Consider the following 24011-nt stretch of genomic DNA (forward strand, 5'->3'; position numbering starts at 1 on the left):
TTTATTTCATTGCATACGATCTGTTCAATAAAAGCGGTTCTTCACGATATGGTCCTCGCATTGGTGAGAAATACAGCGACATACGATTGTAACCTTTTTGGACTGTATTGATTGTTTTTTCATAAAGGTTTATTTTTTTTGCTCCAGCTTCGGCAATTATACCAACAGTTGAGCTTCTTGTGACATATGATGTTCCGACATTAATTCCCATATAGAATGTCGCTTTTAAAGGTTCAGTTTTAAAGTCATTAAAGATGCTGGGCAAATTTAAAGCAAAACCTATGTACCCTATCCCTTTTGTTAGCTTTCCTAATGCTTTTCCATCATATTTATCAATATTAGTAATTCCCCACTTATTTATACCTTCTAAAAATTCTTTATAAATTTCTAAAGAATTACCGCCGATAGAAGTTGCTTTAGCAATTTGATCGGAATTGTTACTGTCACTTGTGTTGGAATTCCCTTCTTGATGTTGAGCATGGTTAAACAAATATACAAATGAAGCACTTATAGCTCCATTTCCAAAATCCCCCCCGGTTAAGTCAGATACTGTCCCTCCTATCGTTGCCGAAATGATTGTCTTTGCAATCGTAATATTTCCCTGAGGCATAGCCCCACCCGCAATATCCCCGGCAAATCCAGCCCAAAATCCGCCGCTGAACGCTCCTCCCTGAGCCTTTGAAAATAAACCCTGAGTGACTCCATGCGTAACGGGCTTTAAAAATTTAGCATTACTAAGAAGGCCTTCTTTTCCAAATACGCTTCCTATTCCAAAAGTAACAGTTGCAGTTAGCCCACCCCAAACACCTCCCTGTAGCCCGGCTTGAATTGCCCCGCCAAACCCTGCGCCATTAGCCAGCGCCCCAACAAAAGATCCCGCAAAACCGGATGCTATACCGGTCACGAAAGCTCCCGCAAGAGTAAGATGGGCTGCTATTGTAGCTGTAGCCTGTATATATAAGGCAGCCCCTAAAAGTGGTGGCAGGAAAACGGCCACAGCAATTCCTACAATAGTGCCAATGTATTTTTTAAAAAACTTCTTTATACCTCCCAAAAATGAATGCCCGGAAGGGTCAACGAAAGATAACGGGTTATTACCGGTATAAGCATATCGATTGTACGATTGTAAATCATCGGGGAATTGAATGATTGGATCAGGAGTCAAAAAACGCCCGCTGATAGGGTCATAGATGCGCGCATTCATGCATATGAGCCAATCCATATCCAACATTTCATGGAAGGTAAATCCCCGCTGGGAAGCCGGTAGTTCCGGGGGAGCGGCGTAAGGTTGCCAAGTTGTCGCTTCTCTGGCACGTCCCCACGCATCATGGCTCATACGTCTTTCCACATTGCCACTTTGATCCGTCAAAATGCTCATGGATCCCAAATGGTCGCTATGGATGTAATGCGTTTTTGTAACGGAGCCCGATTCTCTGCGGAGTGTTTTTTCTACAAAAGCAATGACGGCGCCACCTGCCTGTATATAATAAACTTCATCAAAATATTGAGAGGAATAGCGTAACTTCTCAAATTTGCCACCTGCATAGTGTTTACGCCATTTGGGTTTTCCTCCTTTTATTACAGTTTGAACAATGCGTTCCCGTCCGGCCCCATACGTAAACTTGATGGAATCTCCCTGTTGATTGGAAAGAAGACTTACGTAGTTGTAAGAAGTAAGTTGAATTCCCTGATTGAAAGGGTAGGTACAGGCTCCTAATGTGCTGTTTACATTGATGCCCCGGTGGTCAATGGAAGTCAGTACATGAGGTCCCGTGCCGTTTTCTCCGTATTTATAATACCCTACATCGCTTTTATAGGTAATATTTCCCAGCGCATCATACGTTTGTGAAACTGTCAGCGGTCCCGTCGTTTTGGTCAAACGATTGAGTTTATCATATTCAAACGTCTCTGAACGATTGCCTAATTGACCCTCAAAATATTCCTGCCGTGACAGCAAATTACCCAAGGCAGAATAGCTGTAACGATAATCCTGATGCTTCTCATTTTGAGCGGAAGTCCCCGTTCTGATACGCTCTAAAGCTCCGGTCAAAGGATTATAGTAACGATTGGTAATTAATCCGTTGCCTAACTGTTCGGCGGTAACTCGGTTATTCGCGTCAAGTACATTCGCCTTCCAGAACAGTGTGTTGTTTGCTTTATTTCGTACTTCATTTAAGTAGCCGTAAGAATTATAAAGGTACTTAACCGTCAGATTGTTGCCGGGATATTTTTCTTCCTCTAAATATCCTAAGGTTGCATGATACGCATAATTATAGGTGTAACTTTCACCTTCCCGATAATAGGTGGTACTTGCAGGACGTCCTAAACCATCAAACGTATGCACTTCGAGCGGTTGGCTGTTCAAATAGACCTTACTGAGTTTGCCGATGGCTTTCTGTCCGGTATGATATTCCCACGTTGATACTCCTTCCGGTTCGGTTCGTTTGATCTGTTCATCCAAAACGTTATATTCCGAAACCGCAATCTGGTTGTCGGGATTGATTTGACGGGTTAATAATCCCAGAGCGTTGTGTTCATAGGTATAGGTACCCATGTCAGGATCCGACATGGAGGTTTTGAACCCTCGGATGTTATAGGTCGCTGTAATTCGATTCCCCTTAGGATCCTGTGTGGCAATGACATTGAAATCATTGTCGTATTCAAACCAAAGCGTATCGCCCAAATGATTGACCGTAAAAATCTTTTTCCCCAGCTCATCTTCCGCTTCCCATACATTCTGTTGTTCGAAATTGACGGATTTCGTAACGGATAAAATTTCTCCTCGGTAGGCAAGTGTGGTGTATTCATTGGTGGCAGTACGATTCCCGGGTGACGTTTGCCGGGTAGATCTTTGTAAAATATCAAATTCAGTAGTATGCCACTGGGGCGTATCTCCTTCGTAGTATTCATCGGACTCGCCCGTTTTCTGGCCCAACTTATTGTATTGGTAATCCACCCATATTTTCCGCCCGTCAAACCCCTGTTTCTCTGTTCGTTTGATGCGGTCTAAACTGTCGATATAGGTTCGACTGATGCCTTTTCCTGCCATTTCTTCCTGAATGAAGTGAACGACACCGGCAGGACACATCGACCCGGATTCACAAAACTTATACTGAGTGGTTTTAAAAGTACCGTCCGGATAAATGACTTTAGTTTCACGCCCCATTGCATCACGTTCGTATGAGACACTGAGTTGGTTGGGATCGGTGGCAGTTTTTAAATAACCGTTCTCATACAGTAAGGTAGACGTATGTCCAAGCGCATTGGCGGTGGAAAGCGCAAAGCGGTTCTCCGAATCATAGGTTGTTAAATCAGTACGGGGCACAATATTGGGGCCGCTGATGGTGGAAGATGTGGTATTTCCGTAGGGATTAAGCGTATAGTCGGTTTGAATGCGAAGCGTCGGATGCAAAGGCAATAAGGTTTCCCGGATCAGATAGCCGTCCGTATCGTATCCAAAGGAAGAGTTTTTGGTAACAGTCGGTTTTCCCGCCCTGATTTTGTTAACGACAGTTGAAGTCAGTCGCCCCAATCTCCAGTTGCCGGGATCATTCAGATACTCATTGGAAGTAACAAGTTGGTAGCCGTTTTTATAAGTAATTTTGATTTCAAGGGCATTACCATAGGAATCAAATGTTTGCTCCGTTTTTTTACGTCCCGTTTCCACACCGTTGAGTTCATAACTTCGTTCAGTGGTGGTTTTATAATAGGAGAAATAAACACCGTTTCCCTGATTGGTAAAAGCAGGTTCATACTCGGTTGATTGCAGTAACTTTCCATCGAAGGTGCGTCGCTCCATACTTTTGACTCTGGCAGCCCGCAGGCGCGGATCGCGCACATAGACAGTCCTGGTGGTGATTTTAGCCGTAGAGTCAATGACTTCTCCGATGGTGTACCCTAAAAATCCCCGACCCTGTAAGTTCAGCGTTCCGCCTTTGTAACGGTAAGCTACTTTCTGCCGTTGCCCGGTACCGTCATCTGTACTTACCTGTTTGACGACATAAACACTCCCGATAAAATCAGCATTGGGATAAGTGGCGGTATCCGTTCTTGTATAAACGTTTTTGTCCGTCAGTGGTGAGTATTCAAACTTATAAGTAGCGCCGTGTCCGGTCGTAATTTGTGTAACCAAATGTCGATTGATATTGGAGAAATTGATACTCCACTGGGTCGGCGATGTTTTCAGTCCCCAATCGGTTGTGCCGTCTCCGTCGAAATCCGCCCAAACAACCGGTTGATTGATCGGAATGGAGGGAGAAGCAAAACTCATCTGTTCCGTGGTAGAGCCTCTCGAATATGCGGCTGTCCAGTTATAGTTGTTATCATGGCCGACAAGGTCGCTGAGTCCGTCACCGTTTAAATCTACCGTGAAGGCGCGACTGGCGCGACCTTGTGAAAACCATGATCCCTGCAAAATCCCCGGACGAAACGTTTTGCCGTCTGAGTAAAGGATATTCCAACTCCCGTAATTAATATCGGCCGAGTATGCCAGATCCAGTCGCCCGTCTCCGTTGTAATCCCCCTGCATTCTATTATTCAGAGAGAAATAATTGGCTCCACTTGGCCAAAGTTCTGTGCGAAAGCTGTTATTTTCAGCAATCAGCATCCGGTAGGCTGTTAACGGTGTACCCCCCTCATTAATAATTCCGTAGATATCTGTTTTTCCATCCCCCGTGAAATCTCCTACGACATAGGACCGAAAGGTGGGGAACTCAGGGAAAGGGTAAGCCGTAAAACCGGTACCCGTAGATATATACAGTTGATATTGATTGGTGGTTTGATTTTTTCCCGTCACATCTGTTCGTCCGTCGGCATTAAAATCGCCAACGGTAATTTGCCCTGTCACATTAACATTGTTCCACAAGCTGCAGGAAAACCCGTTGATGCCGTTGGATAAGCATACTTTGAGGCCGGAAGCGGTCGGAAGAGCCAAGTCAATCTTTCCGTCAGTATTAAAATCTCCCCGAAAGCCTGTTGACCAATCATGGTTATCAATCGTCCATTTTGCTGTATCAAATCGTTTCCCATTTGAGGTACACATGAGCCCAAACGTATTGGTGGCATTGTCATGGCCGATAATATCGGTCAGGCCGTCGGCATTAAAATCCCCGTGGAACGTATGCCCCATTGAAGGAGTAGTCCATGTACCGGAACCGGGTTTATTAAATCCGGCAACGGGGGGTAACGGTGTCCAATGAATATTCGTGGACTTAAAGGCGGCTGCGCCATTGGTCCCATACTCCGTAATTGTGATTAATTGTGAAATAAGACTGGTGGCTTCATAGTCCAGTACATATTTTCGAAATAGAGTCGTGTGATCGTAGGCCTCGATAACACTGAGACGTTTGGAGTAAAAGTCAGGACGATCTTCATAAATGAACTTAACGGTATTGTAAGGCTGTAATCCCGTGAAAGTATTTCCCGTATAATCAATCCGAATGGGTCTGAATTCATTTTTTGTATTGTCTTCTTCGTAGCTGAGGGTTAAAAAATTCCCCTTTTTATCTTCCATGCGATTCAACAGCCACATAATGACTTCCGAACTGCTGCCGGAGGTTTCAATGCGGGAATCGGCGGTATAAGCAAATTCTAAAATCAAGCCGTCTTTGGTCCAAACCTTGAATTTTTCGGGTCCTTTACCCGTAGTGCCGTAGGAGATAATTTTAGAAAAGGAGTTCTGTTCGGTTCGGTATTCTGCGCCGTCGGCTCCGTACACACCGTTGATGACCATAAGTCGTTCACCGTTGAGAGCGAACCTGTCTGTTTCATCAAAATCGACCGGATCGGCAAAGCCGTCCTGAGCAATGGTAGCGGACAAACGGGTAATGGATTGAAAAACACCGTCTAAACTCCATCCCAGACCTTGTAATCCATTTCCCCCCTGACTGTTGTAAACCAGTTGTAACGTTGGCTGAATAGAAGTCCCTTTCGGAACATTGATGGAAATCCCGGCACGGGCATCACCACTTTCTCCCACGTTGACATCCACAGCGGTATAACCAACTACTGTTTTTGGAGCTTCGCCGGTATAAACGGCTTGTGCTTCGGCCTCGCTCAATCCTCGACTGTAAATCCTGATATCGTCGATTGCGCCGTGAAAAAAAGAAGAGACGCCCATAAAAGAGCCAATTATCAATGGGCTTTTGGCGGTATCATAGGAGGTATTCTTGGTTTTCCTTAAAATGCCGTCAATATACAATTTCGTTGTTGCCCCATCATGTGTCATGAGAACATGGTGCCATCCCTCATCAAAATATGAATTGGGATTGATATGGGTTTCATTGTTATTGGCAAAGAAACCGAAATAGTTTTCACTGTTATTGTACCAATTACCGATAATCGAAAATTGATTGGGAGCATCCATGCCCCAACTGATACAATAGGAAGAAGAGTTAAGATGAGAAGATTTAAACCAGAGGGAAATACTTCGGGGCGTATTCTGAAGAAGTTGTTCCCAGTTATTAATGACAATCTTGTCACCGTCCCGGTCGAAAAAATAAGCCTGGTTGGCTCTGCCGAAACGATCTGTTGTTAAGGTAGCCCCGGTCACATTTCCATGACGATTAAGACCGCTGGAGTCAGCCGCATTGCCTGTAAAAGGATAATAGGCAATTAAACCGCTTGTCGGAATTTGGCTGTAAGTACCGAAACCGGTAAAGCAGATCAGCCAAAAAGAGAACAGCCGAAGCAGCAGGCAGTCGGAAAAACGAGTCATAAAAGGAAGGCAGATTATAATTTAAAAAAGATAGCGGGCAGAGCTTAAATTAACGTCTTTTCAGGGCTGCCGGCTCACTTTGTTTTACCAAATCGGCAAAAATGTAAATGAATTGCCGCTTTGGAACAACGAAGATTTTTCTCAAAAAACAGGCTGAAAAAAAGAAAATAAAAAGAAGGAATTTAACTGCTGAAACCGGAATCTTTCCTTAATATTTGCCATTCATTGTAAGAAAATTGCTGCATCTTTTACCGGCTGAATGTAAATGTTACTAAGAATTTATCGCTCATTTCGATGGCGTGTTGAGGTTCATTTTTTATCCGTTATTTTTCTGAATTTGTGCTGTCTGCCCATAAGTGCGCAGAAGAATACGGAATCCACCGGAGCCACCGGACAAATTCACTATGAGCAACTGCGTAAAACGCAAAAACGATACGAGGAGGCAATACGAAGTGGAGATTCATCCGAAATTGCGGAAATGTGCTATCGGTTAGGCAAACGGTATATCAGCCTTGGACAGCATGTTACGGCTCAACGGTGGTTGATTCGTTCCCTGCGTATGAGAGAACCTCTGGGGCCTTCGGAAGATGTGGGCAAGGTGTATATATTTCTGGCGAACTACCCGACAGAACACAAAAAATACGATGAAGCCATGCACTATATCCGTAAAGCATTGGCAAATTTCAGAGCGGTAGGAAACCAACAGCGTATTGTGGGTGCCTATCTCAGTTTGGCCGGCCTCTATCGTAACTCGTTTGAACTGCATCAATTTAATCCTGAAAAGCAGCCTCGATTATTACTTGATAGCGCGCTGTATTTTCTACAGCAGGCAGAAAAAATCTCCTTATCTCTGAGAGAGCACCCTGATTTAGGATATGTTTATTCACAATTCGGATTCTCTCTGTTGTACAGGGATGTCAAACACGGCCTTAGTTATTCACAAAAAGCGCAGGCCATATTTATTAAGGAGAAGAACCCGTCTCAACTTGTGGTCAATTCTTTGAACATAGCTCATGCTTATCTCATGTTAAAGCAACCGGGTGAGGCGGAAAAATGGTTAACTACCGCCCGTTATATACAGGATACGTCCGGGTTAAAGGGACGGTATCAACAGCGGGACTTTTTTAAATTATATACCCAACTTTATGAACAAACAGGTCGGTGGAAAGAAGCGTTGGTGTCTTATAAACAATATCAGGAGGTAGTCATTGATGCCTTAAGTGCCGACCGGGAAGGAGCAGTAACACGTATTGAAATGGAATACGAAACTCAGAAGAAAGAATTACAACTGAGAGCTCAGCAAAAAGAATTAGCCCTGCGAAATCAAAATTTGCAAACCCAACAACACCTTAACCGGATAACGATTGGAATAGGTCTGCTGGCAGTTATCACCAGTATTATTTTTTATTGGTTCTTTCAAAAGTACAGGCGCCTCAGCCGACAAAATGCAGCATTGGTTTCAGAACAAAATCACCGGGTGAAGAATAATTTGCAGCAGGTCACTAATTTACTCAGCCTGCAGTCAAGCCGGCTGACGGATGAGGAAGCAAAAAAAGCCGTAACCGAAGCCTTGCTCCGGATCGAGGCAATGGCATTGGTGCATCATCGGCTGTACGATGGTCATCGCTTGATTGAAGTCAATTTAGCTTTATTCATTCCGGAACTGATTGAAAGTATTTTACGCAGTTATAGCTTTTCCCATCTGAAGCCTGAATATATTCTGGATTCTATTTGGCTTCATGTTGATTCAGCGATTCCTATGGGATTGCTCATCAACGAACTTGTGACTAATTCATGTAAGTATGCATTTCCTTTCTCACCTGAGCCGATTATTAAGGTGAAGTGTCAATTAAAGAAAAACCAAATTTATTTGGAGTTGACTGATAACGGCCCGGGTTTTGATTTACCGCCAAATCCCAAAACGTTCGGATTAAAGTTGTTGCAGGTATTTTCTATGCAGTTGAAGGCCGAGTCAGGTTTTGAAAATGGCGGGACAACATTTCGGTTATTATTTAAAAAATAAACATTTAACAGCACAAAATCGTGTCTTTCACCAAAACTGCACTTTTGTATGAATTCCCCGTTACGCATTCTGATTGTAGAAGATGAGCCTCTGACGGCCTTAACGATTGAAGAAAATCTGACAGAAGCAGGATACGAAATCTGCGGGAAAGCGACCGATCATGACTCGGCGATACGACTCATGGTAAAAGAATCTCCGGATTTGGCATTGATTGATATTTCCCTTGGCGAAAACCAAACGGACGGAATTGTCACTGCCCATGAGTTAGTGAGGATTAAACCTATACCCATTATTTACCTTACGGGACGAACAGAACCTGAAACATTTAAACGAGCCAAGAGGACTAAACCTTTGGCTTATCTGCACAAACCGTTCCGGCCGGCAGAGCTGGCCATGCAGATCGAATTGGCCCTGCATAATTTTTATCAGGAAAATATTTCAGAAGTGGTTGCCATGTCCGATCACCTTTATGTGCCTGATGGTCCGAACAGGCTATTGCGGATCAATCATGAAGGGATACATTATCTAAATGCGAATGGACCTTATACAGAGTTTTATTTATCACAGAAAGAACTTCTGCGATTGTATCCGGATAAAAATCTCCAATCGAAGAAACCACTGCTTATGTCAGTTGGTTTTGGGCACCTGTTAAACAATCTGCCGGAGAATTTTTGTAAAATATCACGTTCAATTGCTGTCAATTTAGATTACCTGGATCGAATTGAAAACAACCATATTATTGTTGGGGGGCGTGAAGTTGCGTTGCCTGACGGAGGACATAAACTATTGGTGGAACGATTAAATGTGATTCGTTCCCGAAAAAAGAAGTGAAATAGAGTATCTACACAAACTCATATTATCTGATCTCAACTGAGGGTAAAAAATAAAATGTTGTACCTATGTTGTACCAATAAAAAAAGCAGTTACAACTTTTGGTCGTAACTGCCTGATTTTGAGGTGGTGATGGACGGAATCGAACCGCCGACACAAGGATTTTCAGTCCTTTGCTCTACCGACTGAGCTACATCACCGTTTCAGTCGCTTTCCCTATTGATTTGGGACTGCAAAGGTAGGGAAGTGAATTATATAACGCAACTTTTTTTGTAAAAAAATACGTATTATTTTTCTCAAAAAGTGCCTTTGCAAAGGTAACTGTACTGTTTTTCAGTCGTTAAGGAGAATATTTTTTTTTATTCTCCTCCCACAAAGTCGCGGTATAGGCTGCACTCTTCCAATACTTCTTTGGTGTATTGCGTGGTGGCGTATTTGCTGCGCAGCAGGGCAAAGTACTTCCCAAGTCGCTTTTTCTCTTCGGCGCTCATGCGTTTTTGAAAAGCGGTTTGTTCGTCTTCTCCGTAGCCCAAATCACGGCCTTCATTGGCCTGGTAGATAAAGAAGGCGCTTTGCTCGCACAGGGCGGCCCCAAAAGCGGCTTTGGCGGCCAATTCAGCATCTTTGGTTTGCATTGCTTTTTCGAAATACGTGCGGGCTTTGGTCACCACGTAGTAGTCCTCGCCCGACAAGTCGCGGGGTGGGTACATGTACTGGTATTCCGCGCTGCTCCGTTGCCGTTGCGAAAGTATCCAACTGTTGCCCCAATACCCGATATTGTAAGCACCGCAACCCAACAGGTAGGCCGCTTTGGCGTCACCTTTGTTCATTTGGCTTTCTAGCTCCGTCATGCGTTTGGCAAACGTGGCGGGAGTAAACGTATGTTTTTTGCTTTCGCCGTTGTCAGGAGTCAAATGAAAGGGGTTCTCGTCAAAGTAAGTCGGAAAAACGGAGGTTTCGGCGGTCCAGTGGGTGTGGGTTACCTTCACAAATGCCTCAGCAGCTTTGGCATATTGGTGCTGGACGAGGTATTTGCGGCCCAGTACTACGTACAAATAATCCGTATCCACGCCCGATAGTTTCATCAAACGTTTATCAAAATCCGTTGGAGTTGGGACCTGAAAGTATTTGATTACTTGCTCAATGTTCTCTGTCGAAGCGCTGTCTTCAATGGCGTAGCGGTCTTTATTGGTCGCAAAAATAGGAGAGTAATCTTGGTTCTGTGGACGTGACTGCCAACTTGCGGCGGCTTCCAACAAAAATGCTTTGGCTAAATGCGTGGCGGGAACCTCTTCGGATTTCTTGCCGCAGCTCGACAGAAACCCACCCGATTTTTTGTCGTCAAGGGGTTGGCCTCGGTACATTTTGGCCAGAAGCCCGCAGGCGCGTGTGTAGGCGTTGACCAGACGGAAATTGTCTGAGCCGCCAAAAGTTTCCAGCATACCGATGGCTTGCGTTTCAAATTCGGGTGTGATGGTTTCCTGTTTGGCAATCAGTAGCAGCATCTGTTGTAGGGCGATTTGCTGCTTTAGGTAGTTGTTTTGCGTGGGTTGGGCCTGCGCTTTTGTCAGGAAATCGCTCGCTTTATTGTAGTCTTTGTTTACGTACGCCAAATAGGAGGCGGCGGTGTACCAAAATGCCGCATTATTGAGGGTTTTGTTCTCGGCACTTTCGGCCGTAAATGATTGCAGTTGCTCAAAATAAGAAGGTGATTCTTTGCGGTGCGCTTCAAAGGCCAGCGTATCTTCGGTGTACGGAATTTCGCCCAATGAATAATATTCAGTTTTGTTGATTTCCCGCGCGGCAATTAGCTCAATAAGATTGTTTTTGGGGTTCAGTTTCACCATTTTTTTTAGAAAGGGTAAACCATCTTGAAACGGTTGGATGGCACACAGCGCGTATACGGCGGCTTTTTCGGCGTCGTTTTGGCAATAAGTCAATGCTTTTTCCTGAAACATCACCCCTTTCATGCGTAGACTCAAATCAGCTTCGCGGCGACGAGAGGGGCAGCGCTCAAATACTTGGGCGAATTCGTAGATAGCCTTGGCCGTATCTCCCATGGCCATGCTTGCGCCGGCGCGCCGGGCGTAGGCCCAGTCGCTGATAAACGATTTTGTTTTGAGGGGCTTGATGAGCTCGTCGTACAGTTTGACGCAAGCGTCGGGTTGGTCGAGCATCATCGCTAGTTTTACGGCCTGAAATCCGTATCGTTCCTTCAAAAATCCATCAGTGGCAACCCGCGCGCTCTGCTTGGCTTTTTCGTACGATTCCACCAATACCAACGAATCCTTGCGCCTTTCCTCCCATGCATAGGTAGCGGGCTGATAGGCCTTATCGACGGTTTTGGCGAATTGCAGATACGCGATGGCGGCTTTGTTTCCCTTCAGCATGAGTCGGTTGGGGAGGGTGTTGTTGGCGCTTTCTGCATAAAAATAATTATAGGCAATCTCGTTGGAAACGCCAGCGTATTTGGCCCATGCTTCGGCGTTGGTGTTTTCAGCCAAGCGCAGCGAATCGCTGTACTCGTCGAGGTACAGAAACTGTTGGGTGTAATGATACCGCCCGTCGCCTGGTTGAGTGTCGCTGCTTTCGGGTAGAAAATAGCTCGTAAATTCGTTTAAATCAGCAGGTCCACCCGCGCAGGCCAACAACAACAGAACGGCGATGATTTTAGCGGAAGGTTTGAAAGAGTTGCTGAACGGGGTCTTGAACCCCTTTCCCTTGCGGGAGAAAAACGCGGGCAGTTGGAACGGCATAGTAGGTAAGATTTAGGGAATCTAGGTGATACAACGCAAATGTAACCTTCCTATTTTGAATTTCCTGCGCTAATGTTTGGGTACTTATTTTTAGGTTTTCAAGGGTACTTTCTTCCACCCGAAACAGGTCGCCGCGCCGCACAGGAATCCCCAAAAAAGTGCCGTTTTGCAGCACCCTATAGGCATTGGGTAAGGGTGATTTTTTAAAGAAGGGGTAAGCCTGTAACTGTCTATGCGTGAGGTGATTCACGAATCGTAAAAATCGACCATTGCGGTACACCACCGCCCACCGAAACACGGGTAGTACCACGTCTAGCGGTAACGGATAGGCGGATACGTAGTCGGCGTAGCGCCCCGCCACATTCAGGTCAAGGATGGAATTTTCGGTCTTGATATTCTTCCAATCGTCCATGTTGTAGTACATCAGCATCCCACGCTCCACGGGCGGCACGCCGGTTGTGCGGTAAAACTTGATTTGATGTAGTCGGATAGTAGCCGAAAGCCGTGTGCTGTTGGGCAGGTTTTTCTTCAATTGGGTCAACAAGCGAAAATATTTAGCCCGTGTCGCCAACGACCAATCACAGTCAATTTGTACTTCTCCCGAAGGGATAAGGGGCTGTTTCTCTTCTCCTTGCCTAAGCAGAGGGGAAGGGTTGAGGTTCTGTATTTTCTCAGCAATTTTTTTTGACAATTCATCTACGCCGCCCCAAGAAAGTTTTTCAAGGGTACGATTAGTAATAAATACCGTAGGAATTACCTCCAACGGTGGATTTTCGACAAAACGAATGGCGGCTTTGGGCACCGCCTGACGCGTAGAAATATCCCAATCCACATCAAAAAACTTTACGTACAACCGTTGGATGTTATAGCGACGCAACGCCTTTTTTTCGTAATCGGTGAGTTGAAAGGTAGATTTCCAATAATAAAAAGCCCGCGTTACCTCTTTGGGCTTTGACGGAACATCGGGCGCAAAATAGCGCAAATACGATGCATCGGCTTTGCCCAAATACTGGGCCGTTACGTCAAATGAGTCGGGATGATATTTGCTCAAGTAATGAATGGAGTAGGGCGTAAATTCCTTGATTTTCTTGTCAACAATGGCAGAATAAGGTTGTGCGCTCAACCAACGGAAGTGTTGTTTTAGCGGTAATGCCGCACATAGCCCCAGCGTAAAAATCATCAATGGCTTTTTGACAGAAAGGGTACTGAGACCCCAACAAATCACCATTAACGCGGGTAAACTTGCCCGTCGGGCCAAATCGTTGAAGTGTCCGTAACGATAAAGAGCTAGGCCTAATAAAATGAGTAGTGAGCATAGCAACAGGTTGAAATCCCGTTTGGAAATCGTTTGGTTTTTATATCCCATCCCGATCAATACGGCCCAGATGCCGATTTCCAACACGATAAAAACAACTAAAAACACAGCATCTTTTGGTGTGTTTAAAAAACTCCACCACCAACCGTTGACCTCATTTAGGGGAACGTGTCCAGCATAAAAAATCAGGGCAGGGTAGGAAAGAAGAGCTACGAAGAATAAAAGACGAAAAACGTTGGAGAATGAAGAAAAAACGAGCGTTTTTTGGACAAAAGAAAAGTAAAGTGTCAGCCCCAAAAAGCCCACGGCAACCAAAGGTGACCAGTAAAGCAGAAAAACAACTAGGACAAAAGGAAGAGATGTAAGCGGTGCTTTTGATTTTTCTTTCCAGAGCGTCAATAAAACAGCGGTGGAAAGCCACGCGGGAAGGGCGTGTTGGGGCGTGGCGATGAAGGAATCAACGTGGCTGTGGAACAACAACCCACCGGGAGATTTGATGAGTTCGATGGTGTGATCGTTTTGCCAAAAATCTTTTAGAAAGTGCAGAAAATTAGACGATTTGAAGGCGTCATAAATGAGTAAAATTGCTTCTGGGCTGTTGAAAAACAAAAACAAAAACACCAATTTCCAGCCGTTGAGCCGATACAAAAGTGCAAAAAGCAACCCAAGTCCGAGCCACGTCCAACCAAAAGTAAAGTAATGAACATACGACAATCCGCCTACCCAGCCCGCAAGTAAAGCAGGTGGTAAATAATACGCGTGATAATAGCATAAATACGAGCCATCGGCGTAGCGCACGGGCCAGTCGTAGCGGACCAGGTTATTGAAAATCAAGTTGTGTTTATAATAGTCAAAATGCTGCGGACGAAAACCACCCACCCCCGAAAAATAAGTCCAGAAAAGGGCAAGAAGCAGGCAGGCAAAAAGCAGGGTAATTTCTATTGAGCCGAACGTTATGCGAAGGTGAATTTCTGAAGATTTACAAAAAGTAAATAAAAAATAACCCAGCGCCAGCGAAGGCGGAAGGGCTACCCACCACTCAAACCATCCCCACCAAAAGATGAATAGGGGAAGCGATAAATAAAGTAAAATAAGGACGATGGTTTTCATTGCTTGGGGGGGGCGACAAAGATAAACAGCCAATTGTAAATTTAACGCGTGTAGTTGGTCTTTTGATTTTTGGGTGTTTGTCGTTATTTTCGTGAAAAAATAACGAAATATCAATGCGTTTGCCCGTTTATTTGGATTACAATGCCACTACGCCCGTTGACCCACGGGTGTTGGAGGCGATGTTGCCGTGGTTTACTGAGCACTTTGGAAATGCCGCCAGTCGTACACATCTCTACGGCTGGACTGCCGAAGAAGCAGTAGCGACGGCCCGGAAACAGGTTGCCAAACTGTTGCGAGCCAATCTAAAAGAAGTGGTGTTTACGAGTGGGGCGACGGAAGCTAATAACTTGGCCATCAAGGGGGTATTTGAAAAATATTCGTACAAGGGTAAGCACATTATCACGGTTGTTACGGAGCACAAGGCCGTGTTGGATACTTGTCATCATATCGAACAATTGGGTGGTGAAGTAACCTATTTGATGCCTGACTCCCATGGGCTTATTACCCCAAAGCAAGTGAATGATGCCTTGCGGTCCGATACGATTTTGGTGTCAGTGATGTATGCCAACAACGAAATCGGGATCATTCAACCCGTTAGGGAGATTGCAGCGGTAGCCCATGCGGGCGGGGCGGTATTTCATACTGATGCCACGCAGGCGGTGGGAAAACTGCCGATTGACATGACCGAAGAAGGCATTGATTTGCTGAGTTTGTCGGCGCATAAACTGTACGGGCCCAAAGGCGTCGGTGCGTTGGTGGTGCGGCAGGGCGTTGAAATTATGGCCCAAATGGATGGGGGAGGACATGAGCGCGGTCGCCGTTCGGGTACGCTCAATGTGCCCAGCATTGTGGGTTTGGGTAAAGCCTGTGAACTCGCTCAAAAGGAAATGGGCGCCGAAACCCAACGCCTTGGTTTGCTGCGCGACCGATTAGAAAAAGGTATTTTAGCGAATATTCCTCATACGTTTGTCAATGGAAATACGCCGTTGCGTTTGGCGCATTTGACCAATATTTGTTTTGAACACGTTGACGGCGAAAACCTGTTGCTGAGTCTGAAAGACATTGCCGTTTCGACGGGTTCTGCTTGTACTTCCGCCTCGGTATTGCCTTCGTATGTATTGAAAATCCTCGGCCTCACCGACGATCAAGCCTACGCTTCTTTGCGCTTTAGTCTAGGTCGTTTCAGCACCGAAGAAGAAATTGATTTTACGTTACAACATGTGGTAGAAGTAGTCGAGCGGATGCGGGTAGGAAGTACGGTTTAGAAGCTTGCGAGAGTACTCATTATGTCTGTGTAATGAGTACTCTCTATAGAACATGTTTTTTTACTCTCTGTGAGTGTAGTTCGTTGCAGATTAATTTCTTGTTTAGGTTTTCTTGTTACTTATTGTTGGTACTATAAACTTATTCCACTAGCGCTCTTGTATTGTAATTGGTATTTTTTAGGTGTTATTCCAAAGTGTTTTTTAAACATTTTAGTGAATTTGATTGGTTGGGAATAACCTATCATTTCTGACACTAATCCTCCTCTTAATCCTTTCAAAAGAAGTTCTGCAGCATATGTCATTTTTTTGCTCAAATAGTATTCATAGAATGACATTCCATACGTCTCCTTGAAAATACGTTTAAAAACTGAAATTGAAAGCCCCAGTGATTGAGATACTTGCTGCATATCTGGGTTTTTTCCATTCGCAAGGTGATTGTCAAGTATAGAGTCTACTTTTTCAATGTCTTTGTACTTACTTAAAGGATGTTTAACTACTGATTTTTTTAAAGAATTGGAAGGTGAGTCATTGCTCTTCTCCAATTGCGTACTATTTGAGGAGGGGGAGACCACCTTAAAATAGATATTGCTTTGCAATAAAAATTGCACAATCATCGCTAACTCTTTACTTTCAATATGAATGTTTACATAGAGCGGATGCGACTGAGTCCCTATTACTGAATTAGTTCCTTCCATATTTCTGTTGACGTTAATTTTACAATTGTTTTATACCATCCTTGTGACCAAAAAATATGCTAATCGTCAACTTTTTTATACAAATTGGGTACGAGAGGTCGCCAAAAGGGAACAAACCGTAATTTTATACAATACGGCTCGTTATTTTCCTCGAAAATTTGAAAAAATTAGACCTAAAAGAACCATTTCTTCTGGTTAACCATGGCGTTGATTTCAAGAAAGAAATGATTGTTCCCCGAGTTTCTGTTAGAACTATTTTGAGATGCTAGATTCATTCTTGCAGGGAGTGTTAATTGCTGATTAGCAATTTATAACCGCATTATTTGTAGAATCTCTAATACCATTTTTTCAATGTTGAGGGCTTGCGTTCCCTTGTTGCCCTTTACCGTCATTCGCAATTATTCAATCCTTCCGCTCTAGTTTGAAGGGCTCCATTGGTATATCCCTAAAAGAGTTTGTTGTTTAATGTATTGAAAATCAACATTTTGTGTATTTTAGATATAGGGAGATTTGAAAAAAAAAGGCCTTGCTGAATCTAAGTGAAAGAGGATTCCCGTAAGTCTGTTTGTAAGTCAAATTACACATACTAACCAATTGTAAAAACTTAATTTATTTTAAAAACAATCATGAAAAAAATCGCAATGTTGCTCGTGTCGGCGTTATTCATCAACGCTTCTTTTGCCCAAGAAAAAACCGTAGAAGTAGGTGGAGCGCCGATGTATCCTTCTAAAAACATCGTTGAAAATGCCGTGAACTCAAAAGACCACACTACCCTTGTGGCCGCCGTAAAAGCAGCGGGTTTGGTCGAAACCTTACAAAGTGCGGGTCCATTTACCGTATTTGCTCCCACCAACGGAGCGTTTGATAAATTGCCCAAAGGAACCGTTGAAACATTGGTAAAGCCTGAGAACAAAGGAACATTGACCACCATTTTGACCTATCATGTAGTGGCTGGAAAAATGGATTCAAAAGCAATTGCGGAGGCCATCAAAGCAGGTGGAGGTACAGCCACTTTCAAAACGGTACAGGGTGGTACGTTGAAAGCAATGATGAAAGGGAAGAAATTGATTTTGTCGGATGAAAAAGGCGGTATGTCGACCGTAACCATCAAAGATGTGTACCAAAGCAACGGCGTCATTCATGTGATCGACACCGTGGTAATGCCAGGTGCAGGTGCGTAGTTAGGGAGTAAAGTTAGGAGTAGGTTTGAAGAAGCAGCGAGGAGCAAATATGTTCTTCGTTGCTTTTTTTACGTTTTAATCATAGTCTTAAAATAAGCTTCCTTGTAATCCTCCTTTTTCGTATTCAATCAGCCATTTTTTGCGCCAAAGTCCACCTGCATAACCCGTGAGCGAACCGTCAGTGCCGATAATACGGTGGCAGGGAATAATCAACCAAATAGGGTTTTTGCCATTGGCAGCGGCTACGGCCCGAATCGCTTTTTCGTCGCCCAAACGGCGGGATAAATCTAAATAAGATACCGTTCGCCCATAGGGTACTTTGAGTAATTCTTGCCAAACCCGTTTCTGAAAGTCTGTGCCTTGTGGATTGAGCGGCAAATCAAAAACTGTTCTGTTACCATTGAAATAATCGGTCAGTTGCTGAATGGCGGGGGCTAAATCTTCTGGTATAGGATGGTTGGAAGGGAGAGAAGTACCATCTTTTATGCTAACAACTTGGATGCCGTCGGTATCTCCTTCAATGTACGCAATGCCGAGTGGTGTTTGCAAATATGCAACAGACATGGGGTTGGGTTGATAAATTTTAAATAAAAATAGGAAGTTTTTGGACAGAATCGTAATTTTGCGGCGAATTTTTTAAACCACCAAATATGTCTGCTGTTGTTGAAACGGCCGGTTCGTTGGCCGACCGCATTATTGCGCTGGAAGAATCCTCTACCTTAGGGATGACCAAAAAAGCGCGTGAATTGGCCGCCCAAGGCCATAAAGTGATTAGCTTGAGCGTCGGTGAGCCCGATTTCAAGACTCCTAAGCACATCTGCGAAGCTGCAAAGCAAGCCATTGACGAAGGTTACCACGGCTATTCGCCCGTGGCTGGTTATGCTGATTTGCGTAAGGCCATTGCCGATAAGTTCAAAAACGAAAATAACATCAATTGGAAGGCCGAAAATATTGTGGTTTCAACGGGAGCCAAGCACTCTTTGGCCAACGTGATTCAGGTATTGGTCAACCCCGGTGACGAAGTGGTTATTTTAGCCCCTTACTGGGTGAGCTATTCCGAGATGGTTAAATTGGCGGAAGGTAAATCGGTGGTCGTTGACGGAAGCTTTGAAAATAATTTTAAAGTAACGCCTAGCCAATTGGAGGCGGCCATTACGGAGCGCACGCGCATCGTGATGTTTGCTTCTCCCAACAACCCGACGGGTTCGGTTTATTCTGAAGCTGAATTGCGCGCGTTGGCCGCCGTTATTGCAAAACACGAAAATGTATTTGTGTTGGCCGATGAAATCTACGAATACATCAACTTTACTCCACAAGGTCATTTCAGCATCGGTTCTATTCCCGAAATCCACGACCGCGTTATTACCGTCAACGGAGTAGCAAAAGGTTATGCCATGACGGGCTGGCGCATCGGTTACATCGGTGCCGCTAAATGGATTGCCGACGGGGTAGAAAAACTCCAAGGACAGGTAACTTCTGGAACGGGTTCTATCTCTCAGCGCGCCGCTTTGGCCGCAATTTCTGGGCCGAAAGATGCCGCTAAAGAAATGTGCGAAGCTTATGAGCGTCGTCGTAATTTGGTGGTGGGACTACTGAAAGAAATTCCAGGCTTCAAAGTAAATATGCCCGAGGGTGCTTTTTACGCTTTCCCTGATATTAGCGAATACTTCGGCAAATCTGACGGGACTACTGTCATCAAAGACTCCGATGATTTTTGCACTTGGTTGCTCAATGAAGCCTACGTCGCCACCGTAGCGGGTTCTGGTTTTGGCGCTCCGAAGTGTGTTCGTATCTCAACGGCGGCTTCTGATGAGAATCTAGTAGAAGCTTGTCGCCGAATCAAAGAAGCAGTAGCGAAATTGAACTAAATAAATTGCACAGTAAAAGGGCTGTTTCATACGTTGAGACAGCCCTTTTGTGTTTATTAAAGAATCTGAGAAATTCAAAAACGAGGTTTTGAGAAACCTCGACGCAGGTTGTGAGCAACCCGCGTCACCCCGCATCATTAAACTAATTCCTTCTTGTATTCCCTGGGTGTTTTACCCGTCACCGACTTAAAGGTTTTCGTAAAATGGGAAAGGTTATTAAACCCGTTGGTATAACACACATCCGTAACCGACGGGTTTTGGGTAAACATCTTACACGCTTGTTTTACCCGGTACTCATTCACAAAATCGGTGAAAGTCATTTGGGTTATTTTTTTGAAATAACGACAAAACGAAGGGACGGTCAGGCTGGCCAAATCGGCAACGGTCTGTAAATCAATCTCACTGCGATAGTTTTTTTCGACAAACGCATAGATTTGTCGGATACGGGCCTCTTCCCGGTGGCTGTGCTCGTACGAAATTCCGTTTATTTTGAGCAAATTATATTCTTTTGTGGTAGCCAATTCCTGCAAAATCAGTAATAATTGAATGAGTCGTTCAAAGTAATTGAGCGACGGCATCCGCAACATTTGTGAGGCTACGTTTCGTTGGGTTTTTCCGTGAAAATTGAGGCCCTGTTTCGACAATTCAAAAAGACGTTTGATGGCGTGAAGTTCGGGACTTTGCAAAAAAGATTCTCCCAGAAAATCATGGCGTAACTGAATGACAATTTCTTCGTGCTCATTGTCGGCACCATAACCAAAATTGAGGTGCGGAATATTGGGGCCAATAAACATCAAAGCGCCCTCTTCAAAGTGCGAAAGGTGCTGTCCGATGTGCCGCTTTCCTGTGCCTTTGTGGATATAAACGATTTCATATTCGGGGTGTTGGTGCCAAAAAAAACGATCTTCATGTGAGCGCCAGCGCAGTACTTTAAAAGAGCTTCCTTTGTCGGGGGTGATGTTCTCGTACTCGGTTTTCATGCTTGATTGTCGCGTATTCTTACACAAATATTGTCAAAATGTTAAAACAGAACAAATTGTGGAAAAAAGGGTATATTTATTTTAAGAAAGAAAAGGCGACATTTGTATCGTTGTCAGAGAAGCAATCACACTACTTTTCTCGCTAAAAACCTATGATGATATCAGAAAAAAGCGGCTTCGGTCGCTTTTTTCTTTTAGTTGGATTCAATACTTGTTTGTAAGGTACTCCGGGCGTATATTTGTAAACGTTCGAAAAGTGGCTCTACTTTTTGGATGTAGGTTTTGGATAAATCTCTTCCTTTTGTTCGGTAAAATTTTAGTATGAAAGTCGCTACTACTCAGCCTTTTTCAATTGTTTATTCTCTTTTTCAGCACGAGTATCTCGGGTATTTGTTTGGGTCTTACGTAGTGCAGGTCAATGGAAAAGGTGAACTCACGCTGCTAAATCAGATTGTTTCCTCCAAAAATGTGGCTGAATTTTCGAAAGGATTAGATGAAAATGATTTTGAATTGGTGAAGGCCATTGATGCGATTCAGCAGGATACCATTTTTAAAAAATTCAACCCAAAAAAACTCCCCGCATTAGATTTTTTTCTGAAAGTATACGACCCCCAAAAAGGTGACAAACAGATACAAGAGGCCATTGCGGGCTACATTGAAAAGTGGAAAGTAGATATACTGGAGCGCCTGAAATCCAAGGATTTGTACGTGATGGGCTCCGACGGAAATCCTGCTTGGAAAAAAATTCAATGGATGCCTGAGCGGGCCAAAGTTTATTTTCATTTTAAGCGGAACGAAGAAAATACGCATTATTATCCCAACATAAAATATGCGGGCGAACGCCTGAATATTCGAAATCAGAATGCGTTGCTGGTCTGTGATGAACCCGCGTGGCTGTTGATTCAGGACAAATTATACCATTTTGACCAATCGGTGGATGGGAAAAAAATACGCCCGTTTTTGACCAAACCCCAAATCATTATTCCTCGCACGGTCGAAGAGCAGTATTTCCAGCGATTTGTGGTGCCTTTGGTGGCGGCTTATGAAGTGTATGCCGATGGGTTTGAGATAAAATACGAGACCGCCGAGCTGATTCCCATTCTGCATCTGACGGAGCTGACGTCCACTTCAAATAAGGTGGCCACGTTGTTTGAACCGACGGATGATGACGACACCCTTGCCACCGACGACACGTCGCAAGTAGTGCTTGAATTGTCGTTTCGGTACGGAAATTTCTTGTTTAAATTTGATAGTTTTGCGGCCAATGCCAACGTGAGTTTAGAAAAAAGCGGAGATTCTTACCTCTTTCATAAAGTGAGGCGGGACATTCGCGTCGAAAAAGCCAAGGTGCTGTTGCTCAAAGGTTTGGGGTTGGATATGTTGCAGGGGCGCAAAAAAATGGCCCGAAGCGAGGCCTTTGAATGGCTCAGAACCCACCATTTTACGTTGAAAGAAGCGGGAATTCAGATTCGGCAGAGTGCCGAAAACGGGAAGCAGTACTTTTTGGGGTATTCCTCCATTGATATTTCGTTTGAAGAAGGTCGCGATTGGTTTGACATCTACGCCAAGGTACGTTTCGGAGAGTTTGAGATTCCGTTTATAAAGCTTAAAAACCTGATTTTGGCCCGTAAAAAGGAATTTACGTTGCCCAACGGTGAGATAGCTATTATCCCAGAAGCGTGGCTGACGGCGTATTCCGAACTGTTTGCATTTGCCGAATATGACCCTGACAGTCAGCAGTTTTTGTTGCGTAAGCACCACTTGGCCCTCGTTCAGGAATTTGCGGAAGATAGCCTCGCCAAGGTAATCATGAGCCGTAAATTGGAACAACTGCGCGACTTTAAGGAAATCGACGAAAATCCGTTGCCCGAAGGTTTTGTGGGTACCTTGCGCCCGTATCAAAAAGCGGGGTATGACTGGATTAATTTCTTGAATAGCTATCGTTTTGGCGGTTGTTTGGCCGACGACATGGGCTTGGGCAAGACCGTGACCACCTTGGCCCTGTTGCAGTACCAAAAAGAGAAAGGAGCCAATCGACCTTCGCTGCTGGTGATGCCAACGTCGCTGTTGTACAACTGGCAACTGGAGGCGCGACGTTTTACGCCCCAATTGCGGGTATTGGTCTATACTGGCACTTACCGCGATAAAAATCCTCGTCAGTTCGACGATTACGATTTGATTCTGACCTCCTACGGCATCGTGCGTATTGACATCGATATGCTGAAAAACTATCCATTTCATTACATTATTTTGGATGAATCGCAGGCCATCAAAAACCCATCGTCGCACATTACCAAGGCTGTGATGCAGTTGGATGCCCGCAATCGGTTGATTTTAACGGGAACGCCACTCGAAAATACGACCATGGATTTGTGGACGCAAATGACTTTTGTGAACCCCGGTTTGTTGGGTAGTCAATCGTATTTTAGGTCGCATTTTCAGGTGCCGATTGAAAAACACAACGACGAAAAGCGCTCGCAAAAGCTGTATGCCCTGATAAAACCGTTTTTGTTGCGCCGGCATAAGTCGCAGGTTGCCTTGGATTTACCTCCCAAAGTGGAGAGTGTCCATTATTGCGACATGGTGGAGGAGCAGGAGCAGCGCTACGAAGAGACCAAGTCGTATTATCGTAACTATATTTTAGAACAGATTGAGGAAGAAGGCATTGCCAAGTCGCAGATTATAGTATTACAGGGGTTGACGAAGCTGCGACAACTTGCCAATCACCCACGCATGATTGATGAAGAATATGAGGGCGAATCGGGCAAGTTGGAAGAAATTCAAGCAAAGTTGGAAGAGTTGTTGGCAGGAGACCATAAGGTGTTGATATTCAGTCAATTTATTCGCCATCTTACCATTTTACGGCGTTATCTGGATACGCGCGGCATTCGGTACGCGTATCTGGATGGCTCCACGACCGACCGTCAGGCTCAAGTAGAACTTTTTCAGGAAAATGATGAAATAAAAATCTTCCTCATTTCGCTCCGGGCGGGGGGCTTGGGCTTGAATCTCACAGCCGCCGATTACGTATTTATTTTGGACCCGTGGTGGAACCCGGCCATTGAGGCGCAGGCCATTGACCGCGCCCACCGCATTGGGCAGCAACGGACCGTTTTTACCTACAAATTCATTACCAAAAACTCGGTAGAAGAAAAAATTCTGGACTTGCAGCGAAGCAAGCAAAAACTTTTCAACGAACTGATTACCACCGAAGAAAGCTTTGTAAAATCCCTGACCAAAGAGGATATTATTGATTTGTTGGCGTAGGGTGA

At 44.5% G+C, this 24011-nt stretch carries 12 protein-coding genes and 1 tRNA gene; 6 read left to right on the forward strand and 7 right to left on the reverse strand.

What is annotated here, in order from left to right; translation table 11 throughout:
* Window position 1: 1 nt before the first annotated feature.
* Window positions 2-6715, reverse strand: a complete 6714-nt coding sequence (locus DVG78_RS02000; protein WP_114459384.1) for a LamG-like jellyroll fold domain-containing protein — start codon at window positions 6713-6715, stop codon at window positions 2-4.
* A gap of 265 nt (window positions 6716-6980) precedes the next feature.
* Here DVG78_RS02000 and DVG78_RS02005 point away from each other — a divergent pair, with 265 nt between their 5' ends.
* Entirely contained in the window at window positions 6981-8738 is a 1758-nt protein-coding gene (locus tag DVG78_RS02005; RefSeq protein WP_114459385.1) for a sensor histidine kinase, read from the forward strand.
* Window positions 8739-8786: 48 nt separating this feature from the next.
* A complete protein-coding gene (locus tag DVG78_RS02010; RefSeq protein ID WP_114459386.1) occupies window positions 8787-9569 on the forward strand; it encodes a response regulator in 783 nt (260 codons plus the stop codon).
* Window positions 9570-9696: 127 nt separating this feature from the next.
* Here DVG78_RS02010 and DVG78_RS02015 read toward each other — a convergent pair.
* The 3 genes from DVG78_RS02015 to DVG78_RS02025 all read right to left on the reverse strand — a co-directional run bounded on the left by DVG78_RS02015 (window position 9697) and on the right by DVG78_RS02025 (window position 14750).
* Window positions 9697-9769, reverse strand: a tRNA-Phe gene (locus DVG78_RS02015).
* A gap of 159 nt (window positions 9770-9928) precedes the next feature.
* Window positions 9929-12325, reverse strand: a complete 2397-nt coding sequence (locus DVG78_RS02020) for a hypothetical protein (RefSeq protein ID WP_147276955.1) — start codon at window positions 12323-12325, stop codon at window positions 9929-9931.
* Window positions 12240-14750, reverse strand: coding sequence for a hypothetical protein (locus DVG78_RS02025; protein WP_114459388.1), 2511 nt, complete (start codon window positions 14748-14750; stop codon window positions 12240-12242). The genes DVG78_RS02020 and DVG78_RS02025 overlap by 86 nt, the downstream gene beginning before the upstream one ends.
* A gap of 113 nt (window positions 14751-14863) precedes the next feature.
* On the opposite strand from DVG78_RS02025, the gene DVG78_RS02030 reads away from it, so the two are divergent.
* Window positions 14864-16015, forward strand: coding sequence for a cysteine desulfurase family protein (locus tag DVG78_RS02030; protein ID WP_114459389.1), 1152 nt, complete (start codon window positions 14864-14866; stop codon window positions 16013-16015).
* 131 nt (window positions 16016-16146) lie between these two features.
* On the opposite strand, the gene DVG78_RS02035 is transcribed toward DVG78_RS02030, so the two are convergent.
* Window positions 16147-16710: a helix-turn-helix transcriptional regulator gene (locus DVG78_RS02035; protein ID WP_114459390.1), complete on the reverse strand. Its 564-nt coding sequence runs from the start codon at window positions 16708-16710 to the stop codon at window positions 16147-16149.
* A gap of 626 nt (window positions 16711-17336) precedes the next feature.
* Here DVG78_RS02035 and DVG78_RS02040 point away from each other — a divergent pair.
* Complete coding sequence (locus DVG78_RS02040) at window positions 17337-17891, forward strand: fasciclin domain-containing protein (protein ID WP_114459391.1); 555 nt, start codon at window positions 17337-17339, stop codon at window positions 17889-17891.
* An 87-nt stretch (window positions 17892-17978) separates the two neighbouring features.
* Here DVG78_RS02040 and DVG78_RS02045 read toward each other — a convergent pair whose 3' ends face one another.
* A complete protein-coding gene (locus DVG78_RS02045; protein WP_114459392.1) occupies window positions 17979-18455 on the reverse strand; it encodes a methylated-DNA--[protein]-cysteine S-methyltransferase in 477 nt (158 codons plus the stop codon).
* An 86-nt stretch (window positions 18456-18541) separates the two neighbouring features.
* Between DVG78_RS02045 and DVG78_RS02050 the strand changes: the two genes are divergently transcribed.
* Window positions 18542-19759, forward strand: coding sequence for a pyridoxal phosphate-dependent aminotransferase (locus DVG78_RS02050; RefSeq protein ID WP_114459393.1), 1218 nt, complete (start codon window positions 18542-18544; stop codon window positions 19757-19759).
* Between the two features lie 137 nt (window positions 19760-19896).
* Here DVG78_RS02050 and DVG78_RS02055 read toward each other — a convergent pair whose 3' ends face one another.
* Window positions 19897-20739 (reverse strand): AraC family transcriptional regulator, encoded by an 843-nt coding sequence (locus DVG78_RS02055; RefSeq protein ID WP_114459394.1) that lies wholly within the window; start codon window positions 20737-20739, stop codon window positions 19897-19899.
* Between the two features lie 321 nt (window positions 20740-21060).
* Between DVG78_RS02055 and DVG78_RS02060 the strand changes: the two genes are divergently transcribed.
* Entirely contained in the window at window positions 21061-24006 is a 2946-nt protein-coding gene (locus DVG78_RS02060; RefSeq protein WP_114459395.1) for a DEAD/DEAH box helicase, read from the forward strand.
* The last annotated feature ends 5 nt before the right edge of the window (window positions 24007-24011 follow it).

This window comes from Runella aurantiaca, assembly GCF_003339505.1.
GTDB classification, from domain to species: Bacteria; Bacteroidota; Bacteroidia; order Cytophagales; family Spirosomataceae; genus Runella; species Runella aurantiaca.

Excerpts from the sequence above, each read along its gene's own strand:
- DVG78_RS02045 (WP_114459392.1), bottom strand. The coding sequence starts at position 18,455 with ATGTCTGTTGCATATTTGCAAACACCACTCGGCATTGCGTACATTGAA.
- DVG78_RS02055 (WP_114459394.1), bottom strand. The coding sequence starts at position 20,739 with ATGAAAACCGAGTACGAGAACATCACCCCCGACAAAGGAAGCTCTTTT.
- DVG78_RS02025 (WP_114459388.1), bottom strand. The coding sequence starts at position 14,750 with ATGAAAACCATCGTCCTTATTTTACTTTATTTATCGCTTCCCCTATTC.
- DVG78_RS02020 (WP_147276955.1), bottom strand. The coding sequence starts at position 12,325 with ATGCCGTTCCAACTGCCCGCGTTTTTCTCCCGCAAGGGAAAGGGGTTC.
- DVG78_RS02010 (WP_114459386.1), top strand. The coding sequence starts at position 8,787 with ATGAATTCCCCGTTACGCATTCTGATTGTAGAAGATGAGCCTCTGACG.
- DVG78_RS02060 (WP_114459395.1), top strand. The coding sequence starts at position 21,061 with ATGAAAGTCGCTACTACTCAGCCTTTTTCAATTGTTTATTCTCTTTTT.
- DVG78_RS02050 (WP_114459393.1), top strand. The coding sequence starts at position 18,542 with ATGTCTGCTGTTGTTGAAACGGCCGGTTCGTTGGCCGACCGCATTATT.
- DVG78_RS02040 (WP_114459391.1), top strand. The coding sequence starts at position 17,337 with ATGAAAAAAATCGCAATGTTGCTCGTGTCGGCGTTATTCATCAACGCT.
- DVG78_RS02030 (WP_114459389.1), top strand. The coding sequence starts at position 14,864 with ATGCGTTTGCCCGTTTATTTGGATTACAATGCCACTACGCCCGTTGAC.
- DVG78_RS02035 (WP_114459390.1), bottom strand. The coding sequence starts at position 16,710 with ATGGAAGGAACTAATTCAGTAATAGGGACTCAGTCGCATCCGCTCTAT.
- DVG78_RS02005 (WP_114459385.1), top strand. The coding sequence starts at position 6,981 with ATGTTACTAAGAATTTATCGCTCATTTCGATGGCGTGTTGAGGTTCAT.
- DVG78_RS02000 (WP_114459384.1), bottom strand. The coding sequence starts at position 6,715 with ATGACTCGTTTTTCCGACTGCCTGCTGCTTCGGCTGTTCTCTTTTTGG.